The sequence below is a fragment of the Actinoallomurus sp. NPDC052274 genome (assembly GCF_040679475.1).
Classification (GTDB): domain Bacteria; phylum Actinomycetota; class Actinomycetes; order Streptosporangiales; family Streptosporangiaceae; genus Actinoallomurus; species Actinoallomurus liliacearum.
This window is the reverse complement of sequence record NZ_JBFAUT010000040.1, coordinates 21058-40348: the sequence shown is the minus strand read 5'-3', so window position 1 is coordinate 40348 and position 19291 is coordinate 21058. Positions and strand designations below refer to the sequence as shown.

Annotated in this window: 16 protein-coding genes; 12 read left to right on the top strand and 4 right to left on the bottom strand. The window is 67.0% G+C overall.

Annotated features, from left to right (window positions below):
- Positions 1 to 23: 23 nt before the first annotated feature.
- The 8 genes from AB0K82_RS28950 (at position 24) to AB0K82_RS28915 (ending at position 6342) form a co-directional block, all read left to right on the top strand.
- Positions 24 to 1202: a glycoside hydrolase domain-containing protein gene (locus AB0K82_RS28950; protein WP_364402941.1), complete on the top strand. Its 1179-nt coding sequence runs from the start codon at positions 24 to 26 to the stop codon at positions 1200 to 1202.
- Between the two features lie 197 nt (positions 1203 to 1399).
- Positions 1400 to 1849 carry a hypothetical protein gene (locus AB0K82_RS28945; protein ID WP_364402940.1) on the top strand — a complete coding sequence of 150 codons (450 nt, stop codon included), beginning with the start codon at positions 1400 to 1402 and terminating at the stop codon, positions 1847 to 1849.
- A 13-nt stretch (positions 1850 to 1862) separates the two neighbouring features.
- On the top strand, positions 1863 to 3200 hold the full coding sequence (locus tag AB0K82_RS28940; RefSeq protein WP_364402939.1) for a WXG100 family type VII secretion target: 1338 nt from the start codon (positions 1863 to 1865) through the stop codon (positions 3198 to 3200).
- The gene (locus tag AB0K82_RS28935; RefSeq protein WP_364402936.1) at positions 3148 to 4296 is read left to right on the top strand and encodes a S8 family serine peptidase; all 1149 of its coding nucleotides are present in this window, start codon (positions 3148 to 3150) and stop codon (positions 4294 to 4296) included. The genes AB0K82_RS28940 and AB0K82_RS28935 overlap by 53 nt, the downstream gene beginning before the upstream one ends.
- Entirely contained in the window at positions 4293 to 4673 is a 381-nt protein-coding gene (locus tag AB0K82_RS28930) for a YbaB/EbfC family nucleoid-associated protein (RefSeq protein WP_364402935.1), read from the top strand. Before AB0K82_RS28935 ends, AB0K82_RS28930 begins: the two co-directional genes overlap by 4 nt.
- A 13-nt stretch (positions 4674 to 4686) precedes the next feature.
- The gene (locus AB0K82_RS28925; RefSeq protein ID WP_364402933.1) at positions 4687 to 5361 is read left to right on the top strand and encodes a hypothetical protein; all 675 of its coding nucleotides are present in this window, start codon (positions 4687 to 4689) and stop codon (positions 5359 to 5361) included.
- 18 nt (positions 5362 to 5379) lie between these two features.
- Positions 5380 to 5973: a hypothetical protein gene (locus AB0K82_RS28920; protein ID WP_364402930.1), complete on the top strand. Its 594-nt coding sequence runs from the start codon at positions 5380 to 5382 to the stop codon at positions 5971 to 5973.
- 36 nt (positions 5974 to 6009) lie between these two features.
- The gene (locus tag AB0K82_RS28915; protein ID WP_364402928.1) at positions 6010 to 6342 is read left to right on the top strand and encodes a hypothetical protein; all 333 of its coding nucleotides are present in this window, start codon (positions 6010 to 6012) and stop codon (positions 6340 to 6342) included.
- A gap of 535 nt (positions 6343 to 6877) precedes the next feature.
- Here AB0K82_RS28915 and AB0K82_RS28910 read toward each other — a convergent pair.
- Positions 6878 to 7513, bottom strand: a complete 636-nt coding sequence (locus tag AB0K82_RS28910; RefSeq protein ID WP_364402925.1) for a hypothetical protein — start codon at positions 7511 to 7513, stop codon at positions 6878 to 6880.
- Between the two features lie 679 nt (positions 7514 to 8192).
- On the opposite strand from AB0K82_RS28910, the gene AB0K82_RS28905 reads away from it, so the two are divergent.
- Positions 8193 to 8414, top strand: coding sequence for a hypothetical protein (locus AB0K82_RS28905; RefSeq protein ID WP_364402922.1), 222 nt, complete (start codon positions 8193 to 8195; stop codon positions 8412 to 8414).
- Between the two features lie 234 nt (positions 8415 to 8648).
- Positions 8649 to 10037, top strand: a complete 1389-nt coding sequence (locus tag AB0K82_RS28900; RefSeq protein WP_364402919.1) for a glycine--tRNA ligase — start codon at positions 8649 to 8651, stop codon at positions 10035 to 10037.
- Positions 10038 to 10096: 59 nt separating this feature from the next.
- Here the strand turns inward: AB0K82_RS28900 and AB0K82_RS28895 are convergent, their stop codons facing one another.
- Genes AB0K82_RS28895 through AB0K82_RS28885 form a run of 3 tightly spaced genes read right to left on the bottom strand, consistent with a single transcriptional unit; the run spans position 10097 to position 13825 of the window.
- Complete coding sequence (locus tag AB0K82_RS28895) at positions 10097 to 11440, bottom strand: MFS transporter (protein WP_364402916.1); 1344 nt, start codon at positions 11438 to 11440, stop codon at positions 10097 to 10099.
- Positions 11441 to 11451: 11 nt separating this feature from the next.
- Entirely contained in the window at positions 11452 to 13017 is a 1566-nt protein-coding gene (locus AB0K82_RS28890; protein ID WP_364402913.1) for an AMP-binding protein, read from the bottom strand.
- Between the two features lie 28 nt (positions 13018 to 13045).
- The gene (locus tag AB0K82_RS28885) at positions 13046 to 13825 is read right to left on the bottom strand and encodes an enoyl-CoA hydratase/isomerase family protein (protein WP_364402911.1); all 780 of its coding nucleotides are present in this window, start codon (positions 13823 to 13825) and stop codon (positions 13046 to 13048) included.
- Positions 13826 to 13942: 117 nt separating this feature from the next.
- On the opposite strand from AB0K82_RS28885, the gene AB0K82_RS28880 reads away from it, so the two are divergent.
- Both AB0K82_RS28880 and secD read left to right on the top strand, forming a co-directional pair.
- Positions 13943 to 14836 (top strand): LysR substrate-binding domain-containing protein, encoded by an 894-nt coding sequence (locus tag AB0K82_RS28880; RefSeq protein ID WP_364402909.1) that lies wholly within the window; start codon positions 13943 to 13945, stop codon positions 14834 to 14836.
- A gap of 2162 nt (positions 14837 to 16998) precedes the next feature.
- Positions 16999 to 19158, top strand: a complete 2160-nt coding sequence (gene secD / locus AB0K82_RS28875) for a protein translocase subunit SecD (RefSeq protein WP_364402906.1) — start codon at positions 16999 to 17001, stop codon at positions 19156 to 19158.
- Positions 19159 to 19291 lie beyond the last annotated feature (133 nt).

Genomic DNA, 19291 nt, shown 5'->3' with positions numbered 1-19291 from the left:
CGGGGGACACCATGCGCCGTGCCATGCTGCTCGCCGGAATCCTCGCAACGTTGTTCCCGAGCCCTGTCCATGCGGACACCGACGTCCACTACCAGGGACTCCGCATCCCGGTGCCCGCCGGCTGGGAGGTCCACCACCTCGGCCCCCGTTCCACGGAGTGCCTCCGCTTCGACCGGCACGCCCTCTACCTGGGGCCGGCGGGGGAACACCAGCTCTGCCCCGCCCACGCCGTCGGCCGCACCACGGCGATCCATATCGAACCCCTCACCCCACAGACCAACGCCCTCGTCACCGGCCTCCTCGCGGGGCGAGCCGAGACCGGACACCCGCCGGGCCTCTGGGTACGCGATCCGGCGGCCCACGAGATCCGGATCGCGATGCCGCAGGCCGGCGCGTTCATCACCGGCTCGTACGGCCAGAGCGCCCAGGACCTCGAGCGCGTCCTGGCCCGCATCACCGTCGACCCGCCGCCCCCGGCCGAAGGCGCCGCCGAACGCCACAGCGGCGTCGCCCACCTCCGCCGCTGGGTGACAGGTGACGGCTTCGACACCTGCCACGCGCCGTCCCTCGACGCCATGCAGGCCTGGCGCAAGGACTTCGTCGCCGCGAACGTCTACATCGGCGGCGTTTCCCGCGCCTGCCCCGACGGCAGACTGTCGCACGACTGGATCGCCGCCGTACGGGCCATGGGCTGGCGCCTGATCCCGACCTACGTCGGCCCACAGGCGCCCTGCGGCCCGCACCGCGTCAACTTCACTCCCGACAGCGCCCTCGACGACGCGCGGGCCGCGGCCAAGGACGCCGTCGGCCGCGCCCGCCTCCTCGGACTGCGCCGGCACACGCCGATCTACTACGACATGGAGGCGTACCACCGGCACGACCCCGTCTGCCGCCACGCCGTCCTCGACTTCGTCGACGCGTGGACCAGGCGGGTCCGTGCGCTCGGGTACGTCCCGGGCATCTACAGCAGCGTCACCTCGGGCATCCGGGACCTGGCCGCGGCGAAAGGCATCAACAAGCCCACCGCCGTCTGGTTCGCCCATTGGGACAAGGAGCCCGACCCGTGGGGCGACCGGTACGTTCCGCGCGGCTGGTGGCCCGGCCACCGCCGCATCAAGCAGTACCGCGGCGACCACCGCGAGACCCACGGGGGCTACACGCTGAACATCGACAACGACGCCGTCGACGGTTACGTACGCTGACCGAAACAGTCAACGCGACCAACCGAAACTCGACCAGACCTGATGATGCAGGGTCCACCTGCGAATCCGTGATGGCATATCCGACACGGTGGAATCTTTCGGTTATTCGGCCCTCGACATGACAGCCGGTGATTCTGTAGCTTGACAAGCCTTGAGCAGGGCACGGGGGTGCACAAGTCAAGAAGGGGGACGGCCGCATGCCGCCGCTGAACGAAGGGGGCGCACAGCCGGGGTCGCAGTACCCCAAGGTCTGGGTCGGGGGCGGTGACCCGGACATCAAGTGGGACCCAGCCAAGCTCAACCGCGCCGCCTCGATCCTGGAGGGAGCGCTGCGAACGCTGGCGAGCACCGGCACCATCGACAAACTCCAGACTCAGGGTCCCGTCACCGCAGCCGACATCGGAGATTGGGACGCGGGACAAGCCCTGGCCGACACAGCTCAGAAGGCGTACGACAACATCACTTATGTCACTGAGCGGTTCGTCACTGAATACACCGCAGCCGCTCAGATGCTGCGCAAGATGGCCGCCCACTACACAGGCACTGAACAAGGCCTGACCAGCCATGCTCGACAGATCGGCGCTCAGGGGCGGCGGCAGATACCCACGGACAATCCGACCTGGCCCAACGTGCCCTCTGCCGACTAACGCGGGACTCATCATGGGAGTTGACCACCACACCTACGTCATCAAGAGCGGCGGACGTCCGCAAGGCGCCGGCTCCTACGGCAGTCCGGACGACATCAGGGAACTGATCGCCGGTACTCATCCGGGCAGCATCACTGATGCGGCCCAAGCCTACGATGCCATAGGCAATGCAATCATCGAAGCGCAGAATGCGCTCTGGGATGCGGCTAAGGTCCTTGCCGACTACTGGAGCGGTCCGGCAGCCGAGGCCGCCCAGTTGGTGCTGCGTCGTTTGTACGGGACGGCAGGAGAGCTTGTCGTCCGTAGCAACGAGACTGCCAAGACTCTCCAGTGGTATGGCGGCTCGATTCTTCCGATGTACAGAAGCATCAACTGGCCGAAGAAGAACACCGACTCCCCGGCCGCGATCGCCGCAGCGGACCAGGTGATGCGGAACCTCAACGAGCGTATCGCCCAGACCTGGGACGGCATGCCGTCTCAGATCGAGAAGAACCTTCCGCAACTGTCGGAGCGAGGAGATCAACCGAGCGGCGACATCCCATCCGAGAATCCTGGTGGCAAGGGCGCAGGTGAACACGGAGACGCTGGAAGCGTCCGAGTACCGCGCGGGCACGTGTCGCTGCCTCACACGGGTAAAACTCACTATGGATCGCCGAACACTCCCGGAGGCCCTTCAACGCTTCCGGAGCCTGGTGGTGCAGACCTCGCGGGAGGGACGCCTCCGCCCTCCGGTTCCCTCAGCAGCGGACTCGGCCCTGCCAGTAACTCACTACCTCCCGGGATCCCTGGTGGCCCGGCTTCGGGCCCAGGACCGTCGGGGATCGGCGACATCGGACTCGGCGGAGTCGGCGGATCTTTCAGATCTGGCGACTTCAGGCCAGGTGTGGGGAAACCGGGCACCCCCGGAGAAACGGAGGCGCTCGGTTCCAGCCGGAGCGCAGGCGGTCGGCCCAGCGTCGGCGTGGGCCGGAGCAATGAGATCGGAACTCCTGCGCCATCTGGAGGTGGACGGTCGGACGAGAAGGAACGCGAGCGAACGGCCTGGCTCGCCGAAGACCGCGATCTCTGGACCGTCGGCGCCGACGCTGTGCCTGGTGTGATCGGTGACGCACCGAACCTTCTGCGGCAGAGCGCACAGGATGAGGACGAGTTGTTGACCGTAGACGAGTTGCAGGAACTACTCGATCTCGTCGACGAGCCGGCGAAGGAGACCGGTGAAGAGTTCAGCCAGCCATCGACGGTTCATTCCGTCGGCGATCCCAACGCGTACATGGGCGAGCAGGATTTCATCCATCTTGATGGTGATCTCATCGATCCTGATCACGGCACCCCCGGCATACAGCGCGCCTAGACCACGCGCGGAGGAGTGGTGGTTCGGTACCTGGGACATCCAGGACAAGGTCTGGCCGATCAGTACCGGTCGAGGAGTCACGGTGGCGCTGCTCGACAGCGGGGTCAATGCGAAGCTGCCCGATCTGCGTGATGCTGTATTGCCAGGTGCTGATATTGATGCCGGCAAGGGCGACGCACGTACCGACTCCGACGATGAGGAGAACGGTCACGGAACTGCGATGGCAGCTCTGATCGCTGGCCGGGGAACGGGCACGGGGATGGTAGGGGTAGCTCCTGAAGCGAAGATTCTGCCGATCCGGGCTCAGGGCGGTAACGCAGAAATCGTAGAAGGCATCAAATACGCAGTCAATCATGGTGCGAAGGTAATCAACATCTCTCAAGGGGCCCCGAGTCCCGAGTGGCTCGGTTGTGACGTAATCACCGAAAAGGCTGTCACATATGCCCTCGATCGAGATGTTATCGTTGTCGCTTCGGCGGGTAATGATGGCCACGAGTTCAATAGTCCGGAATACCCGGCATTGTGCCCGGGTATCCTTACTGTAGGTGCGGTCGATTACCTTTTCAAGCCATGGTTCAAGACGCAACGACAGCCATATGTCGCAGTAGCGGCCCCAGGAGTACAAACAGGATCGATCAATAGAGCGGGTCGGTTCGTCCCAAAGTGGAACGGGACTAGTCAGGCGGCGGCGCTGACATCGGGAGTCGTTGCGTTGGTAAGGGCAAAATTCCCGCGAATGTCCGGACGAGAGCTCGTGCAACGAATCATCGCAAGCGCTCGCGACGTCGGCCCATCCGGTCGAGATGACGCTACCGGATATGGTTTGGTGCGCCCGTATCACGCTCTGGTCGATAAGGTCGCAGCTGATGCGCCGAATCCAGTGTTCAGCGCTTGGGAAAAAGCGAATGCGGCCGCGACGCCAACAGCACCTGCGGTATCGCCGTCGCAGAGTGGACGTTCACCGCAATCCGCTCACAGCGCTAAGCGAAGCGCCGTGCCAGCGATCTTCGTGGGAGTTGGGATTGTGGCGGTCATGGTAGCGATAGCGATATATGCTTTCATTAAGCGGAATAATCGAAGGCGGGTGGTTCGGTGACGAGTCCTAGTAACGAGAATGTTCCTCTCGGTGCTCGAGCGCAGGCGCGGTTGGCGGAGATAGAAGAGGTTGAGCGCCGGACTCAAGTTACCGTCGATGCCGTCGAGCGGTATGCTCAGCAGCTCCGGTCCCTCAAGGAGTCTTTTGGCCGGCTCGGGATCAAGCAGGGCATCAATCCGAACCTAGGTTACGTCGTAATGAACGGCAATGGCGACCTAATGAAGATACAATTGGATCCTGCCGCCATGAAGACCGCCGATCCTACGCTTGTGGGTCAACGCATCCTAGATGCGATAAGAGCTGCGCAATCTCGCATTTCGCGCGTTCGTGAGCAGAAATTCGCGGAAGTTGCAGAGTCGAACCATCTGTACGGGTAAGGGGAATCCGTAGATGTCAGCTAAGTCGGGTGGTTCGAAGGGTGCGGGGGCAAAGGCCGCTGCGGCGAAGGGAATAAAGTCTTTTCCCGCGGGTGCGGCGAGCGATCTTATAAATATTGGAGCAATGGTTGCCCAAGCAACCGAGGTCAAGCAGGCAACTGAACTTGCCCGGAAGCTCAAGCCTAACGGTCCTGCGATCTTGGGTGTAGCGCAAAAGTGGTATGCGGCCTCTGAACGCATCGGAGGATCCTCTAGGGTGCTCAACAGCGCTTACAAAGGCCTGGATATCTACTGGGATGGTGATGCGTTCGACGCTTTTTCAAGTTTGATGGGAGATGTCACGGATGTCGCTTCCCGCAATAGTGACGTCCTGTTCGACATCGGCAACAACGTCGTCGATCTATACAACACCGCAGCGCAAAGCTACAACGAGGCGGTGCTCGCAATCGGCGAGACGCTTCAGAAAGTAGCTCCACTCGACCCGGATAAGCAGGACGAGGAAGTGTTGCATACACTAACAACGTTCGTTGCCGATATGAAGACGCGAAAACAGAATCTAGAGAACGATCTTTCTGTTAAGCAGGGTAAAATAGTTCAACTCCACGGCCAGATCTTGCGAATACAGGCCCCCGATGATGTCCCTTCCGGTGTTACTGATAAGCGGAAGTGGAAATTCAGTCCCCGCTGACAGGAGTCTGAAGAGATAATGTCACCTCTAAAGAAGTTCCTGCTGGCCGGGATGAGTGTGTGTCTGCTGATCTCTGGCTGTTCCGGTCATGGCGATAGCAGAGATCATCCTTCTAAGCTTCCAAAGAACTTTATTCGGACTGACGCGAAGATTCCTGATCCTTGCGGCCTGATCAGCCCGGCGCTTTCTGAGGAGCTAATCGGCCTAAAAGTTGGCCGTCAGACGAACACTCCCGAACCTAATGATGCGTCAACTGATGTGGAGTGTCGATGGGATAACGGTGGCCTGAAGGGTGAGCACAGAAAGCAAGGAACTATCAATCTCAGCGCCCACGTAGATCTCATGCGTGTTGTTGGTGGGGATCCGTACTCAGGGGCCAAGATTCATTATCGAAGCTACACGGCCGGCAAAAAGTGTAATGCAATACCTGTAGAAGCGCCTGAGACATGCTGGTATGTGGAGTCGGGCGTCTCTCTTGGAGTTGTGCTGCAGAAGAACTACAGCACTATTTGGCTCACCTGTGACGCGTCTGATTCGCCATCTCTGGCCAGCAAAAATCTTTCGATGGTTGCAAGTCGGGCTGCCACAGAGATTCTTGCCAAGCTGGGTTAATTTACCGGGCCTGGTAGTTGAGCATTTAGGAGTCCGATGAGTGACAAGACGGTGAAATTCCAAGTTTCTTCTCTGAGGGGGTGTGGAGATCGTATTAATGATGCCGTGAACATGTGGAGTGAGGCGGTATCGCAGTTGGACAATGCGTGGTTTCCTATGAATGCTCTAGGGGTCGCAGGGGAATCGGCGCGAGCGGGGTATGAGGCCAATCGCAGAGAGGCCATGGCGAGGTTGAACGACGCTACGAATGGTCTAATCTCCTTCAGGGAAGCGATATATCAGGTTGCGGATAAGTATGCCGGGACGGAAGTTAAGAACGCCGAGGCTGCTAAAGAATCAAGAGGACTGACTCATAGGCCGGATATCTGATCGGCGTGACCGTGGGGAATTCTCGTCGGACGTTGTCAGAGCACTGCCCTGAAGCTGATTGCGGGAAGCGGGTGCTTGCGCGCCTAGGGCGGTGAGAAACCTTTGGGGGGCGTCAGGCGACGCTCTTCAACGGTCAGTCTCAATGCGCCCGTAGGCATGAAGACTTTCCACATTTGGAGAGCATTACCGGACGACTCAACGCTTACAAAAAGTAGCGAGTCGCGGGCTACGTTTATTTCTTGCGAAGGGCTACCGCTCCAGTCCACGCGCGCCCGTATCACATGCCTGCCTGGCAGGACATCAAAAGAAAACTCTTCGCCTGGCCGCAACTTGCCCTGCGGGCGTCCGTCCACATCGATGACGTACGACCGAAAAACGTCGCGAAAGCGCCATCTAGGGCGCTGGAAGACAATCTTCGAGTAGTTACTCACGATCCAACACTCTCATCATCGTGCACGGCAGTATACAAGTGATCCATCCAGAGAAAATGTATGGCTCTCTCCGCGAGGGGCGCGGCAGAATGTCGGAGCGGCTCCTACTGTGCGAGTCCGGTGATCGAGCGGGTCAATTCCGTGGCGGCCCGCCAGGCTCGGCGGTCTTCCTCCGAGACGGAACGCGGATCCGGGTCGGGGATGTCCGCGCTGACTGCCATCATGACGTTGCGGATCCGCAGTCGGATCCAGCTGGCACCGGCGGTTTCCGCTCGCAGTGCTTCATCGCCCAGTTGGGCAGGAGCCCACTCACTGCCCAAGACCTGCCTGTACGAGGCGAAATCCCTGGTGGTGAACTCCGTCGCGTCCTGGGTCGGAGTCGGGTGGTGCACTTCCACGTACACGGCCAGCAGCTCAGTGTCCTGTAGGCGCTTACGCGGGGTGAACAGGTAGCAGGCCCACCCGTCAATGTACTCGTTAGCCTTGTCCTTCTTGCATTCCGAACCGTGGTACGCATCGAACCGCAACTCTTTGCGCAGGGCCGGGCTGAACAGCGTCCGAGGATCCGGGACCGACCGAATCTCGCCCGGCCGAAAGACTGGAAACGGCGACGATGTGGAGCCGACCAATGCGGTTGAGCTGACGCTCGGCGATGTGTCCCCGTGAGAACTGGTCGCGCACCCACCGGTCGCGATCAGAAGCGTGGCGCTCAACACGATACGGACGCGCCGACGCATCATGGCGGTCCCTTCCTCTAGAGTCGCAGACCTGGCGGCCGTACGGATTACCCGTCGAAACGCCTTTCTGTATCGACATCCTACGGGCTCTTTTGCATCGGTGAGCGTTGTTACCGCTTTGGAACGTCGACGTCGCGGTGGCCCACGCCGTTGAGAAGAAGGGCACCTGGGTATAAGTGGCACGTACGGCGGTTGATGCGGCTTGGGATGCTTGACGGCCGTGCACTTCCGTTGACTGGATAGTACGGCCGGTGGTTGATGGTCGTCAGTCCTTATCCGGGCGGCGGCCGTCGACGGCGGTCATTCTCTTGACGGTTGGGTTGCCTTGCAAGATCATCCGGTGATATCGGGGTGGCAGGAATGATCGCGGGGTGGTGTTGTGGCCGGACGGAGGTTCGTTGCCGGGCTCGGCCTCGGGGCCGTGGCGATAGGCGTCATTCTGGGCGGCTGTGGGGACAAGTACGAGCGGACGACCGTGTCGGATCCCTGTAAGTTGCTCGACCGGTCGCTCGTGCGGCAGCTGACCGGTGAGGGCCGGGGGACGGGTGACGCATCAGGCGGCGGGGCCTGGGGATGTCAGTGGAACGCTGATCAGAGAGTCGCGCTCTCCCTCGATCTGCGTGTCTTCAAGTCACGGCGCTATCGCCAGGACGTTCGTACCGCACGGCGTACGTACGACGGGATGGTCCGGCCGGCGGCCGGAAACGCGAGGTTCACCCCGATCAAGAACGTCGACGGGTTGGCGTGCTGGCGGGAGGACTCGCGGGGGATGGAGGTCTTCGTCCGCCGGTACGAGGTGGTGGCGCGGATCTCCTACTCGGGGAACCGGCCGGCGGCGCGGCGGCACGTCAACAGTCCGGAGATCGCGCGGTTGCTCGCCGAGAACCTGATGCATCACCTGTGACCGTTGGGGCCCGCGTGGTTCCGGACACCGGCGGTTCGCGCGCTCCCGGCGGGGTCCGTATCGGGTGCTCGGAGGCGGTGCGGCGGGGCGTGGCGGCGTATTGGAGCGCGGGGCTCACCGTCCTGTCGCTAAGCTGATACCCGGGCGCCGTGGTCAGACTCGCAGGTCGACCGCAGGCGCCGTACCTCATATACGCGGAGAACCCGCCGACCGCCAGCCGGATGGAGATCACTCATGGCCCGTCGTTCCGAATTGATGGAGACCATCGTCAACCTCAGCAAGCGCCGAGGCCTGGTCTTTCCGTCGAGCGAGATCTACGGCGGACTCCGCGCGTCCTGGGACTACGGCCCGCTCGGCGTCGAGCTGAAGAACAACGTCAAGCGCCAGTGGTGGAAGTCCATGGTGCAGGGCCGCGACGACGTCGTCGGCCTCGACTCCTCGGTGATCCTCGCCCGTGAGGTGTGGGAGGCCAGCGGCCACATCAAGGAGTTCGTCGACCCGCTGACCGAATGTCAGTCCTGCCACAAGCGGTACCGCGCCGACCACCTGATCGAGGCGTACGAGGAGAAGCACGGCAAGGCGCCGGAGAACGGCCTGGCCGGCCTCGTCTGCCCCAACTGCGGTACGCGCGGCGCCTTCACCGAGCCGCGGATGTTCAACGGCCTGCTCAAGACCTACCTCGGCCCGGTCGAGGACGAGTCCGGCCTGGCGTACCTGCGGCCGGAGACCGCGCAGGGCATCTTCATCAACTATGCCGCCGTGCAGCAGGCGGCCCGGCGCAAGCCGCCGTTCGGCATCGGCCAGATCGGCAAGTCGTTCCGGAATGAGATCACGCCGGGCAACTTCATCTTCCGTACGCGCGAGTTCGAGCAGATGGAGATGGAGTTCTTCGTCGAGCCGGGCACGGACGAGGAGTGGCACCAGTACTGGATCGACACCAGGCTCCAGTGGTACGTCGACCTCGGCATCTCCAAGGAGAACCTCCGGCTGTTCGAGCACCCGAAGGACAAGCTGTCCCACTACTCGAAGCGGACCGTGGACGTGGAGTACCGCTTCAACTTCCAGGGCAGCGAGTGGGGTGAGCTGGAGGGCGTCGCGAACCGCACCAACTACGACCTGTCCACGCACGCCAAGCACTCCGGCCAGGACCTGTCGTACTACGACCAGGACAAGGAGCAGCGCTACGTCCCGTTCGTCATCGAGCCGGCGGCCGGTGTCGACCGCTGCGTGCTGACGTTCATGATGGACGCCTACACCGAGGACGAGGCGCCGAACGCCAAGGGCAAGATGGAGAAGCGTACGGTCATGCGCCTGGACCACCGGCTCGCGCCGGTCAAGGTCGCGGTGCTGCCGCTGTCGCGCAACACCGACCTGTCGCCCAAGGCGAAGGACCTCGCCGCGCAGCTGCGCCGCAACTGGAACGTCGAGTTCGACGACGCCGGCGCGATCGGCCGTCGCTACCGCCGCCAGGACGAGATCGGCACCCCGTACTGCGTGACCGTCGACTTCGACACGCTCGAGGACAACGCGGTGACCATCCGGGAGCGGGACTCGATGGCCCAGGAGCGCATCGGTCTGGACCAGGTCGAGGCGTTCCTCGCCACCCGCCTGCTCGGCTGCTGACGAACGAGGCTCACTACGCCGGTGACCGTCTCCTGGGGCGGTCACCGGCGTAGATCGTCTCAGGCCGAGACGGGTTCGGTGCCCGACGGCTCCTCGCGTACGGTGTCGCGGCCGAGGGGCAGGTGGCGGGTCTCGCGGAAGGCCAGCAGCACGACCAGAGTGGAGACCACCGCGATGGACATCAGGTACACGCCCGGGGCGAGGGAACTGCCCGTGGCCGAGACCAGCCCGGTCGCCACGAACGGCGCCGTGCCGCCGCAGAGCACGTACGCCGCGGTGTAGCCGATCGCCGATCCGCTGGCCCGCAGCCGGGCGGGGAACATCTCCACCAGCGCCGGGACGTTCGAGCTGCCGATCACCGCGACCAGTACGGCGAGCAGGGACGTGCCGATGACCGCTCCGACGAAGCCGGTCTTCATCAGCCAGAACGCCGGAAGCGGCGCGACCACGAACCCGGCGCAGGCGACCAGCAGCAGCGGCTTGCGGCCGTACCGGTCACTGGCCGAGGCCGCGAACGGGCAGGCGACGCTGTAGGCCAGCATCGACACGACGTTCGTCAGCTGAGCCTCGCTCTTGGAGTAGCCGAGCTCCTCCGACATGTACGCGATCATGTAGCTGCTCATCAGGTAGTACCCGATCGCGTTCGTGATGCTGTACCCGAACAGGGTGGCGATCTGCCGGCCGCACTTCCGTACGGCGTCGCGCAGCGGGGTCTGCGCGATGTCGTCCTTCCGCTCCAGCGCTCGGAACACCGGCGTGTCCTCGACGCGGGATCGCAGGTACAGGCCGATCAGGCCGAGCGGCGCCGCCAGCAGGAAGGGGATCCGCCACCCCCAGCTCTGCAGCGCGGGCGTGCTCAGCGTGGAGGTGAGCAGGAAACCGAGGCCGGAGCCCGCCACGCTGGCCAGCCCGACGGTGACCGGGACGGCCGACGCGAACCGGGCGCGCCGGCCCTCGGGCGCGTACTCCATGATGAACGCCGACGCGCCGGTGTACTCGCCGCCGGTGGAGAACCCCTGCACGCAGCGCAGCAGGAACAGCAGGATGGGCGCCGCGACGCCGATCATCGCGTACGTCGGCAGCAGCCCCACGAGGAACGTCGCGCCGCTCATCGCCAGAACCGTCAGCGCCAGCATCCGGTTGCGGCCGATCCGGTCGCCGTACCGCCCGAAGAACGCGGCGCCCAGCGGGCGGGCGACGAATCCGCCCGCGAAGATCGCCCACGTGGCCAGCAGCGCCGCGGTCCGGTCGTACGTGGGGAAGAACCGTCCGGCGATCGTCGCGGACATGACGGCGTAGGCGGCCGAGTCGAACCACTCGACGAAGTTGCCGATCGCGGAGGACAGGATGACCGTACGGCGGACCGTGCGCGGGTCCGCCGGGGGAGCGGGGGTCGCGGTCATGGGCATTCTCCTCATCCGATGCCGGGGCGGGGACCGGCGTCGCGCTGACGCAGTTCGGCGCGCCGGATCTTCCCGGTCGCCGAGCGGGGCAGGTCGGCGACGAACTCCACGAGCCGCGGATAGGCGAACCGCGAGTGCGTGGCCTTGGCGTATTCACTGATCTGCCGGGCGAGTTCCTCGCTCGGCCGGTGGCCCGGCGCGAGCTGCACCCAGGCCTTGACGGCCTGGCCGCGCACCGGATCGGGCACGCCGACGACGCCGACGTCCCGCACCGCCGGGTGGGCGCGCAGCGCCTCTTCGACCTCGTACGGCCCGACCCGGTAACCCGAGGTCTTGATCACGTCGTCGGTGCGGCCGAGGAACCAGTAGTAGCCGTCCTCGTCGACGACCGCCTGGTCCTTGGTGTGGAACCACGCGCCGCCGAAGACCTCGGCGGACGCCTCCGGCCGGTTCCAGTATCCCAGGGGGAACTGCGGGTTGCTGCGGGCCCGCAGGCAGATCTCCCCGGCCTCCCCGGCGGGCACCGGTTGTTCGTCCTCGTCCAGCAGCGCGACGTCCCAGCCGGGCAGCGGACGGCCCATCGAGCCTTCCTTGACCGGAACGCCGGGGAAGTTGCCGATGAGCGGGTACGACTCGGTCGATCCGTAGTAGTCCAGCGGGGTGACGCCGAACTGATCCCGGAACCAGGAGATCAGATCCACGGTGAGCGGCTCGTTCGAACAGCAGACCACCCGCAGCGACTGCGGGTGACGCCGCCCGGCGTCGGGCACGTCGGCCCGCATCTTGCGCAGGAACGTCGGGTTGACCAGCGCGGTGGTGACCTTGTTCCGGGACATGGCGGCCAGCAGGCCGGCCGGGTCGAAGCCCTCGGCGGGCCGGTAGACCAGGTGGGTCGCGCCCGCCCGCAGCGGGCCCATGAGCTTGGCCATCGACCAGGCCCAGTCGCCGGCGCCGTAGAAGACGTCGCCGGGCCGCAGGTCGTGGCAGTAGCGGAACTCGTTGTGGCCGAGCAGCGTGCGATGCGCGTGCACGATCCCCTTGGCCGCCCCGGTGGTGCCGGACGTGTAGAAGATCAACGCCGGATCGTCGGCGGCGGTGTCGGCGTCGTCGAAGGCCGGGGGCAGCGCCTCGATCGCCGGGTCGTCCACGTCGACCACCGCGCCGCCGAAGTCGCCGGCGCGGTGCACCGCGCCCGACTCGGTGATCAGTACGCTGGTGCCCGAGTCGGCGAGCCGGTAGCGGATCGGCTCGTCGGCCCACAGCAGCGACATCGTCACCAGGACGGCCCCGGTCCGGAATACGCCGAGGTAGGTCGCCGGCGTGTCCGGCCGCTGCGGCAGCATGACGGCGACGCGGTCGCCGGGCCGTACGCCCAGGGCCCACAGGTGGGCGGCGACCCGCCGTGACCGGTCCTGCACCTCCCCCCAGGTGACCTCCTGGCGCGCCCCCGTGTGGTCCTCATAGATCAGCGCGACGTTGCGGCGGTCGTGCCGGTCGGCGACGTCGACGGCCATGTTGTACCGTTCCGGCACCTCCCAGCGGTGCCCGTCCCGCATGCGGGTGTAGGTGTCATTCATCGGTGACGCTCCAAAAGGTCGGTGGCGGTCAGCGGCGGCGGCCGGCGAGGAACCTGGCCATCTCCCGCTGCGGCTCCCCGGTGGCGTACGCCGCGGCGTGCACCTTCTTGGCGGCCCGTACGGCGGCGGTGAGCGCCTCATCGTCCAGTTCGCGCAGCCGTCCCTTGGTCAGGGCGAGCGCGCCGGGTGGGAGTTCGGCCAGTTCGCGGGCCTGCTCGACGGCGGAGTTCAGGACCCGGTCGGCGGCCACGAGCCTGGTCAGCAGGCCGAGCCGCGCGGCCTCCTCGCCGTCGACGAGCCGGCCGGTGAGGGCCAGCTCCGTCGTCTTGGCCCGCCCGAGGACGTCCCACATCGCCCAGATCCCGGTGATGCTCGGGATCCCGGACAGCACCTCCGGCTGCCCCATCCGCACCTCCCGGTGCCCGACTCGCAGGTCTGCCAGCAGCGCGAACTGGAATCCCGAGCCCGCGGCCACCCCGTTCACGGCCGCGATGGTCGGCTTGTCGATGTCGCGGACGGCCCGGTACAGCCGGTCGAACCCGTCGATCCAGGCGTCGGAGGCCGCGTGGTCGTCCGGGTCGATCGCCGTGGTCTCCTGCAGGTCCTGGCCCGCGCAGAAGGCGCGGCCCGCCCCGGTGAGCACGACGGCGCGCACGTCCGGGTCCACGGCGGCCGCACCGAGCAGTTCGATGAGCCGGTCCCGCATCGCCGCGGTCCAGGCGTTCAGCTTCTCGGGCCGGTTCAACGTGATGATGGCGACCGGGCCGTCACGGTCCAGCAGGACGGTCTTGGCCGGATCTTCGTTCATGGGGGTTCCTCCCGGCGTCGTCGTGGAAGACATTTGCCGGGATACAAACAGGGGAGGTGCCGAAGAGGCCAACATCAATAACGACCGGCCGTCATATCGGAACGATATGGTTCATCAGTGGAGCTGCGGCACCTGCGCTACTTCGTCGTCCTCGCCGAGGAACTCCACTTCGGCCGGGCCGCCGAACGCCTGCACATGGCCCAGCCCCCGCTCTCCCAGCGAATCCGCGATCTCGAACGCGAACTCGGCGTCACGCTCTTCGACCGGACCCGGCAGCGGGTCCGGCTCACCGAGGCCGGGGCGCTGCTGCTCGAACACGCCCGCCCGATCCTGGAGGGCAGCGAGGCGGCCCGCGAGGCGATGCGCCGCATCCGTCCGGGCGCCGCCGGGGTGCTCCGCGCCGGGGTGCCGCCCGACACGGTGCCGCTGGCGCTGCGAACCCTCGTCACGACGTTCGCCGAGCGCGTCCCCGACGTCCTGCTCGAACTGCACGAGCTGACCACCGAGGCGCAGCTCGCCAAGCTGCGCGAGGGCGAGCTGGACGTGGGCCTGGTCCGCCACCCGTGCGACACGGTGGGCCTGACCTCGGGCCCGGTCGTGCACCGGAGACTGGGCGTGATCCTCCCGGAGCGACACCACGCGGCCGACCACGAGGTCGTACGGCTCCGCGTCCTCAGTGGTTCACCCTTGGTGATCTTCCCTCGGGAGATGGCGCCTCGGCTGTACGACCACATGCTGGCGACCTGCCGCGACAACGGCTTCCTCCCGGGCGCGATCCGTCACGCCCGCAACCCGCAGTTCGTGCACGGCCTGGTCCTGGCCGGCCTGGGGGTCCACCTGAACGAGCCTCCCGCGGGCGCGCTGCCGCCGGGCCTGGTGTGGCGGCCGATCGACGAGCCGCGCCTCACCTGGTCCACCTCGGTCGTCTGGCGCCCCGCCCACTCCGACGACGCGATCACCGCCTTCGCCGACGCCGCCCTGACCGGCCTCCGCGCCGCCGACCACACCTGATCCCTATCCATGCGAAGAGCCCCTGTCCGGTATGGACAGGGGCTCAACGGGCCGGCGCGAGGTCACCTCGGCTCGGGCTTCAGGCGACCGACGAGGGTCAGAGCGGTGACCTCGACGCAGTCGCCTCTCGTGTCGGTGCTGCGGCCGCTCTTTCGCCAGATTCGTCCGGCTGATCGCGGCCGTGCTCGTCACGCATGCGATGGAGGTCGGTGACGCGGTCGACATGACCCTGTCACGTCAAGACGGCGCCGTGCTGATCGAGGTGTGGGACGCCGGCGAGACATCACCGGATCGCCAGGCCGCTCGGACGAACGGACGGAGCCTTCAGCTCGTCAGAAGCCCGCTCGGACGGCTGGGGCTGGCGGCTGCGCGGCGGCGGCGGCGGCGGCAGGACGGTATGGGCCATCGTCGGCGACCGCGACCCATCCGCGTCCGATGGGCGCGCAGAACGCTCGGCGAGCGCGGCGCGTTCGGGGGGCCGATCGGGTGAAGCGCAGTGAAACGGGCGGCGGCCTGGGTGTTCTCCGAGACTTCCGTACGCCACGCCCTCCCCGCTTCGGCGCGCGTCGATCCTCCACGCCACTCGGGTGGAAGGTGGCCCGAGGTCGGGTGGTGGGCGGCGTGGGCGAGAGAGCGTGCAGAACGCTCGGCGATTGCCGTTAACCAATGGAGCGAATCCTGACAAGCCCGGCCTTGCCGAGGTTGTTGCCCGAGCCTCCTGCACACTGCAGGAGTCGGGCTCGCTGGTCCTCCTCCTGAGGGTCCTTACATTCGCCGGCGATCCCCATGACGGCGGCACGCGCGTCCGTGACCGCCCCGGCGGCTGTCACCACTTGGCGTTCGTCGCCCGCCGTGCCGCACCCTGCCGTCGCCGTTGACTGGTTGCCGTCGGTGTGCCCGTCCGGCGTCCGGATAGCCGGATTTCGCCGGTCAACGGCGGCGGCAAAGTCCTGCGCTGCCCGCACTGGTGGCGGGGTGCCCCCTGTGAGCGTGCAGAACGCTCGGGGAATGCGGCGTGTTCGGATGCGCGGATACCGGTAAAGAGCGATAAGTCGGTCTGGGGCGGAGATGTTTTCCGAGCCTTCTGCCGGTGTCATGAGGTCCGGGCTGAGGAAACATCGCGGCATCTACGCGGCCGAAGCGGGCCTGACGGGCCGATCCGATCGTCGGTGGCGGTCCGCTCGGGGCGGCCGGACAGGGACGTCAGGGGAGCGGGCGTCGGTTACGGTGGGCGCGGGAGATCACCGGCAGCGGAGGGGCGGGCGTGAACGAACGCATGACCCGCGGCCTCCGAGTACTGGTCCTTCTCCTCGGCGTTCTGGGGTTCGCCGTCGACCCCGCGACCGCCGCGCACGCGTCCGCGGCCATCCCGACGTCGGCGGTCTCGGCGTCGGCGGCTGATTCGAGCATCTTCACCGCGGCGGCCGGTTCCCAACGGGCAGCCGGCACCCAACCGGCGGCCGGTCCCCAACGGGCAGCCGGCATCCAACCGGCGGCCGATGCCCAGGCGGCGGCCAAAGCTCGATCGGCGGCTGATCACCGGCCGGCGGCGGGCACCCAACGGGCAGCCGGCCCCCAACCGGCGGTCGGGACCCAACGGGCGGCCGGTGCCGAACCGGCGGCAGTTGTCCGGCTGGCAGCGGACTTCCGGCCGGCGGCCGATGTCCAACCGGCGGCCGATGTCCAACCGGCGGCTGATCGCCAGTCGGCGGGCGGGGCTCGGTCGGCTGATGTGCCCCGAGGCGTTACGGCGGCCGGTGTCTCTGGGGCCGGGTCCGTCATGGTCGCGGCCGTGTCCGGGTCGGCGTATGCCACGGCGGCGACCGTTTCCAGTGGCGTCGTGCTCAGCGCCAAGAGCGGCGCGCCGCGGGCTCGGGTCGGGACGAGTGTCTCGTCGGCGGCGCATACGGCGGTGGACGGTCCGGCGGTTCTCGCCGGGCGGATGGCGGCCGGGGGCGACCGGCGCCTGGTCGGGACGGTCGTCGATGCGGTGCGGGCGCCCAGCGGGACGGCGCCGCTCACTCCGCGCGGGCGCGGGCCGCCCTCCATCACGGGTTCCCGATCCTCATCCCGCCGCGCCTGACGGGCACGGCGGGGTTCCACCATGGCCCGGTCATCCGGGCCGGCCCGTATGGAGGCATTCCATTTCTCGTGCCACGGCGGTGCGAGCGCTCCTGGCGTTCGCCATCATCGCCGCCTCAGTTCTCATCGCCCTCACCACGTCTCCGCGTCTCGGACTGGACCTGCGCGGAGGCACTCAGATCGTGTTGCAGACCCACGACTCCCCGTACGCGAAGGCCGATCGGAGGGCCACCGACCGTGCCATGGAGGTGCTGCGCAAGCGGATCGACGCCCTCGGGCTGTCGGAGCCGACGCTGACCCGCTCCGGCGACCAGCGCATCATCGTGGAACTGCCCGGCGTGCAGGACGCCCGGCAGGCCATGGAGGTCATCGGGCGTACCGCGCAGTTGTCCTTCCGGCCGGTGGTGTCCAGCGCCGGCCAGGCCATGACCGACGAGATGGGCGAGCCGCTGCGGGTCGGGCCCGTCGCGCTGACCGGGGAGGAGGTCGGCAGGGCGCAGGCCGGGTTCGATCCGCAGGACCTGCGCGGCTGGTTCGTCTCGGTCGGCTTCCGCCATGACGCGGCGTGGCAGAAGCTGACCGCGAAGGCGGCCTGCGCCGCGCCGGGTGATCCCGCGCGGCGGGTCGCCATCCTCCTCGACGACAAGGTCATCTCGTCGCCGCAGGTCGACCCGGGCGTGCGCTGCGGGACCGGCATCACCGGCGGATCGACGCAGATCACCGGGCGGTTCGGGGAGAAGGAGGCCAAGGACCTCGCGGCGCTGATCCAGGGCGGGGCGCTGCCGGTGCCGGTCGGCGTCGTCGAGCAGCGTACGGTCGGGCCAAGCCTCGGGGCGGAGGCGATCGACGCGAGCGCCCGCGCCGCGGTGCTCGGGGTCCTGCTCACGGCGCTGTTCGTGATCTGGATGTACCGCCTGATGGGCGTGGTCGCCACGGTGGCGCTCGCCTCGTACGCGCTGATCTCGTACGCCGTGCTCAGCGCGATGGGCGCCACCCTCACGCTGCCGGGGCTGGCCGGCTTCGTGCTGGCCATCGGCATGGCGGTCGACGCGAACGTGCTGGTCTTCGAGCGGGCCCGAGAGGAGTACGCCGCGCTGCCGCGCAGGGGCGTGCGGTCCGCGCTGACCCGGGGGTTCCGCAACGCCTGGTCGGCCATCGCGGATTCGAACATGACGACACTGCTCGCCGCGGGCCTGCTGTTCTACCTCGCCTCGGGGTCGGTCCGCGGGTTCGGCGTCACGCTGTCGATCGGTGTGCTGGCCTCGTTCGTGTCGGCGCTGCTGGTCACACGGGTGCTCGCCGAGTGGGCGACCGGCCGGCGGGCCGTCGCGGCGCGCCCGTCGCTGACGGGACTGGCCGGTGCCGGGCGGGTGCGGCGGTGGATCGAGCGGCGGAACCCGGACCTGATGCGGCGTCGCCGTCTCTGGCTGTCGGTCTCGGCGGTCGCGGTGCTGCTGGCGATCACCGGGATCGCCGTACGCGGACTGAACCTCGGGGTGGAGTTCACCGGGGGCCGGCTCGTCGAGTACTCCACGAGCCGGCCGGTCGACGCGGACACCGCGCGCCGGGTCGTGTCGGACGCGGGGTTCCCGCACGCCGTCGTCCAGGCGTCCGGCAAGGACGGCGTGTCCGTCCGTACGCAGAACCTCAGCGACCAGCAGGAACGGCGGATCGAGGCGGCGCTCCGGCGCGACGGCGGGACCGTGACCAAGCAGCGCGACGAGAAGGTCGGGCCGAGCATGGGCAGTGAGCTGCGGAACAAGGCGGTGATCGCGCTGGGCGCCGCGCTCGGCGGCCAGCTCGTCTACCTGGCGATCCGGTTCCGGTGGACGTTCGGGGCCGGCGCGGTGCTGGCGATGCTGCACGACGTCGTCATCGTCACCGGGCTGTTCGCCTGGACGGGCAGGCCCCTCGACGGGATCTTCCTCGCGGCGCTGCTCACGATCATCGGCTACTCGGTGAACGACTCGGTCGTGGTCTTCGACCGGATCCGGGAGCTGCGGGCGGCGGAGCCGGAGGCCCCGTTCGCCCGGGTCGCGAACCGCGCCGCGCTGCAGACCGTGCCGCGTACGGTCAACACCGGCATGGGCGCGATCTTCATCCTCGCGGCGCTCGCCCTGTTCGGGGGCGACTCGCTGACCGACTTCGCGGTGGCGCTGCTGGCCGGGATCCTCGTCGGGACCTGGTCGAGCGTGTTCACGGCGACGCCGGTCGCGCTCGTCCTGGAGAGGGCCGACTGACCTTGGCGTCACCCGGTGCCGGGAGGGGGGAACCGGCACCGGGTTCCGCGGGGGCCTGGCGGGGCCGTTACTGCACGGTAGGGTTCGGCGTCCCGCCGGTCAATGCCCGCTTATGGCCGCAACTCAGGCCTTT

Excerpts from the sequence above, each read along its gene's own strand:
- AB0K82_RS28950 (WP_364402941.1), top strand. The coding sequence starts at position 24 with ATGCTGCTCGCCGGAATCCTCGCAACGTTGTTCCCGAGCCCTGTCCAT.
- AB0K82_RS28945 (WP_364402940.1), top strand. The coding sequence starts at position 1,400 with ATGCCGCCGCTGAACGAAGGGGGCGCACAGCCGGGGTCGCAGTACCCC.
- AB0K82_RS28940 (WP_364402939.1), top strand. The coding sequence starts at position 1,863 with ATGGGAGTTGACCACCACACCTACGTCATCAAGAGCGGCGGACGTCCG.
- AB0K82_RS28935 (WP_364402936.1), top strand. The coding sequence starts at position 3,148 with ATGGTGATCTCATCGATCCTGATCACGGCACCCCCGGCATACAGCGCG.
- AB0K82_RS28925 (WP_364402933.1), top strand. The coding sequence starts at position 4,687 with ATGTCAGCTAAGTCGGGTGGTTCGAAGGGTGCGGGGGCAAAGGCCGCT.
- AB0K82_RS28920 (WP_364402930.1), top strand. The coding sequence starts at position 5,380 with ATGTCACCTCTAAAGAAGTTCCTGCTGGCCGGGATGAGTGTGTGTCTG.
- AB0K82_RS28915 (WP_364402928.1), top strand. The coding sequence starts at position 6,010 with ATGAGTGACAAGACGGTGAAATTCCAAGTTTCTTCTCTGAGGGGGTGT.
- AB0K82_RS28910 (WP_364402925.1), bottom strand. The coding sequence starts at position 7,513 with ATGATGCGTCGGCGCGTCCGTATCGTGTTGAGCGCCACGCTTCTGATC.
- AB0K82_RS28905 (WP_364402922.1), top strand. The coding sequence starts at position 8,193 with ATGGTCCGGCCGGCGGCCGGAAACGCGAGGTTCACCCCGATCAAGAAC.
- AB0K82_RS28900 (WP_364402919.1), top strand. The coding sequence starts at position 8,649 with ATGGCCCGTCGTTCCGAATTGATGGAGACCATCGTCAACCTCAGCAAG.
- AB0K82_RS28895 (WP_364402916.1), bottom strand. The coding sequence starts at position 11,440 with ATGACCGCGACCCCCGCTCCCCCGGCGGACCCGCGCACGGTCCGCCGT.
- AB0K82_RS28890 (WP_364402913.1), bottom strand. The coding sequence starts at position 13,017 with ATGAATGACACCTACACCCGCATGCGGGACGGGCACCGCTGGGAGGTG.
- AB0K82_RS28885 (WP_364402911.1), bottom strand. The coding sequence starts at position 13,825 with ATGAACGAAGATCCGGCCAAGACCGTCCTGCTGGACCGTGACGGCCCG.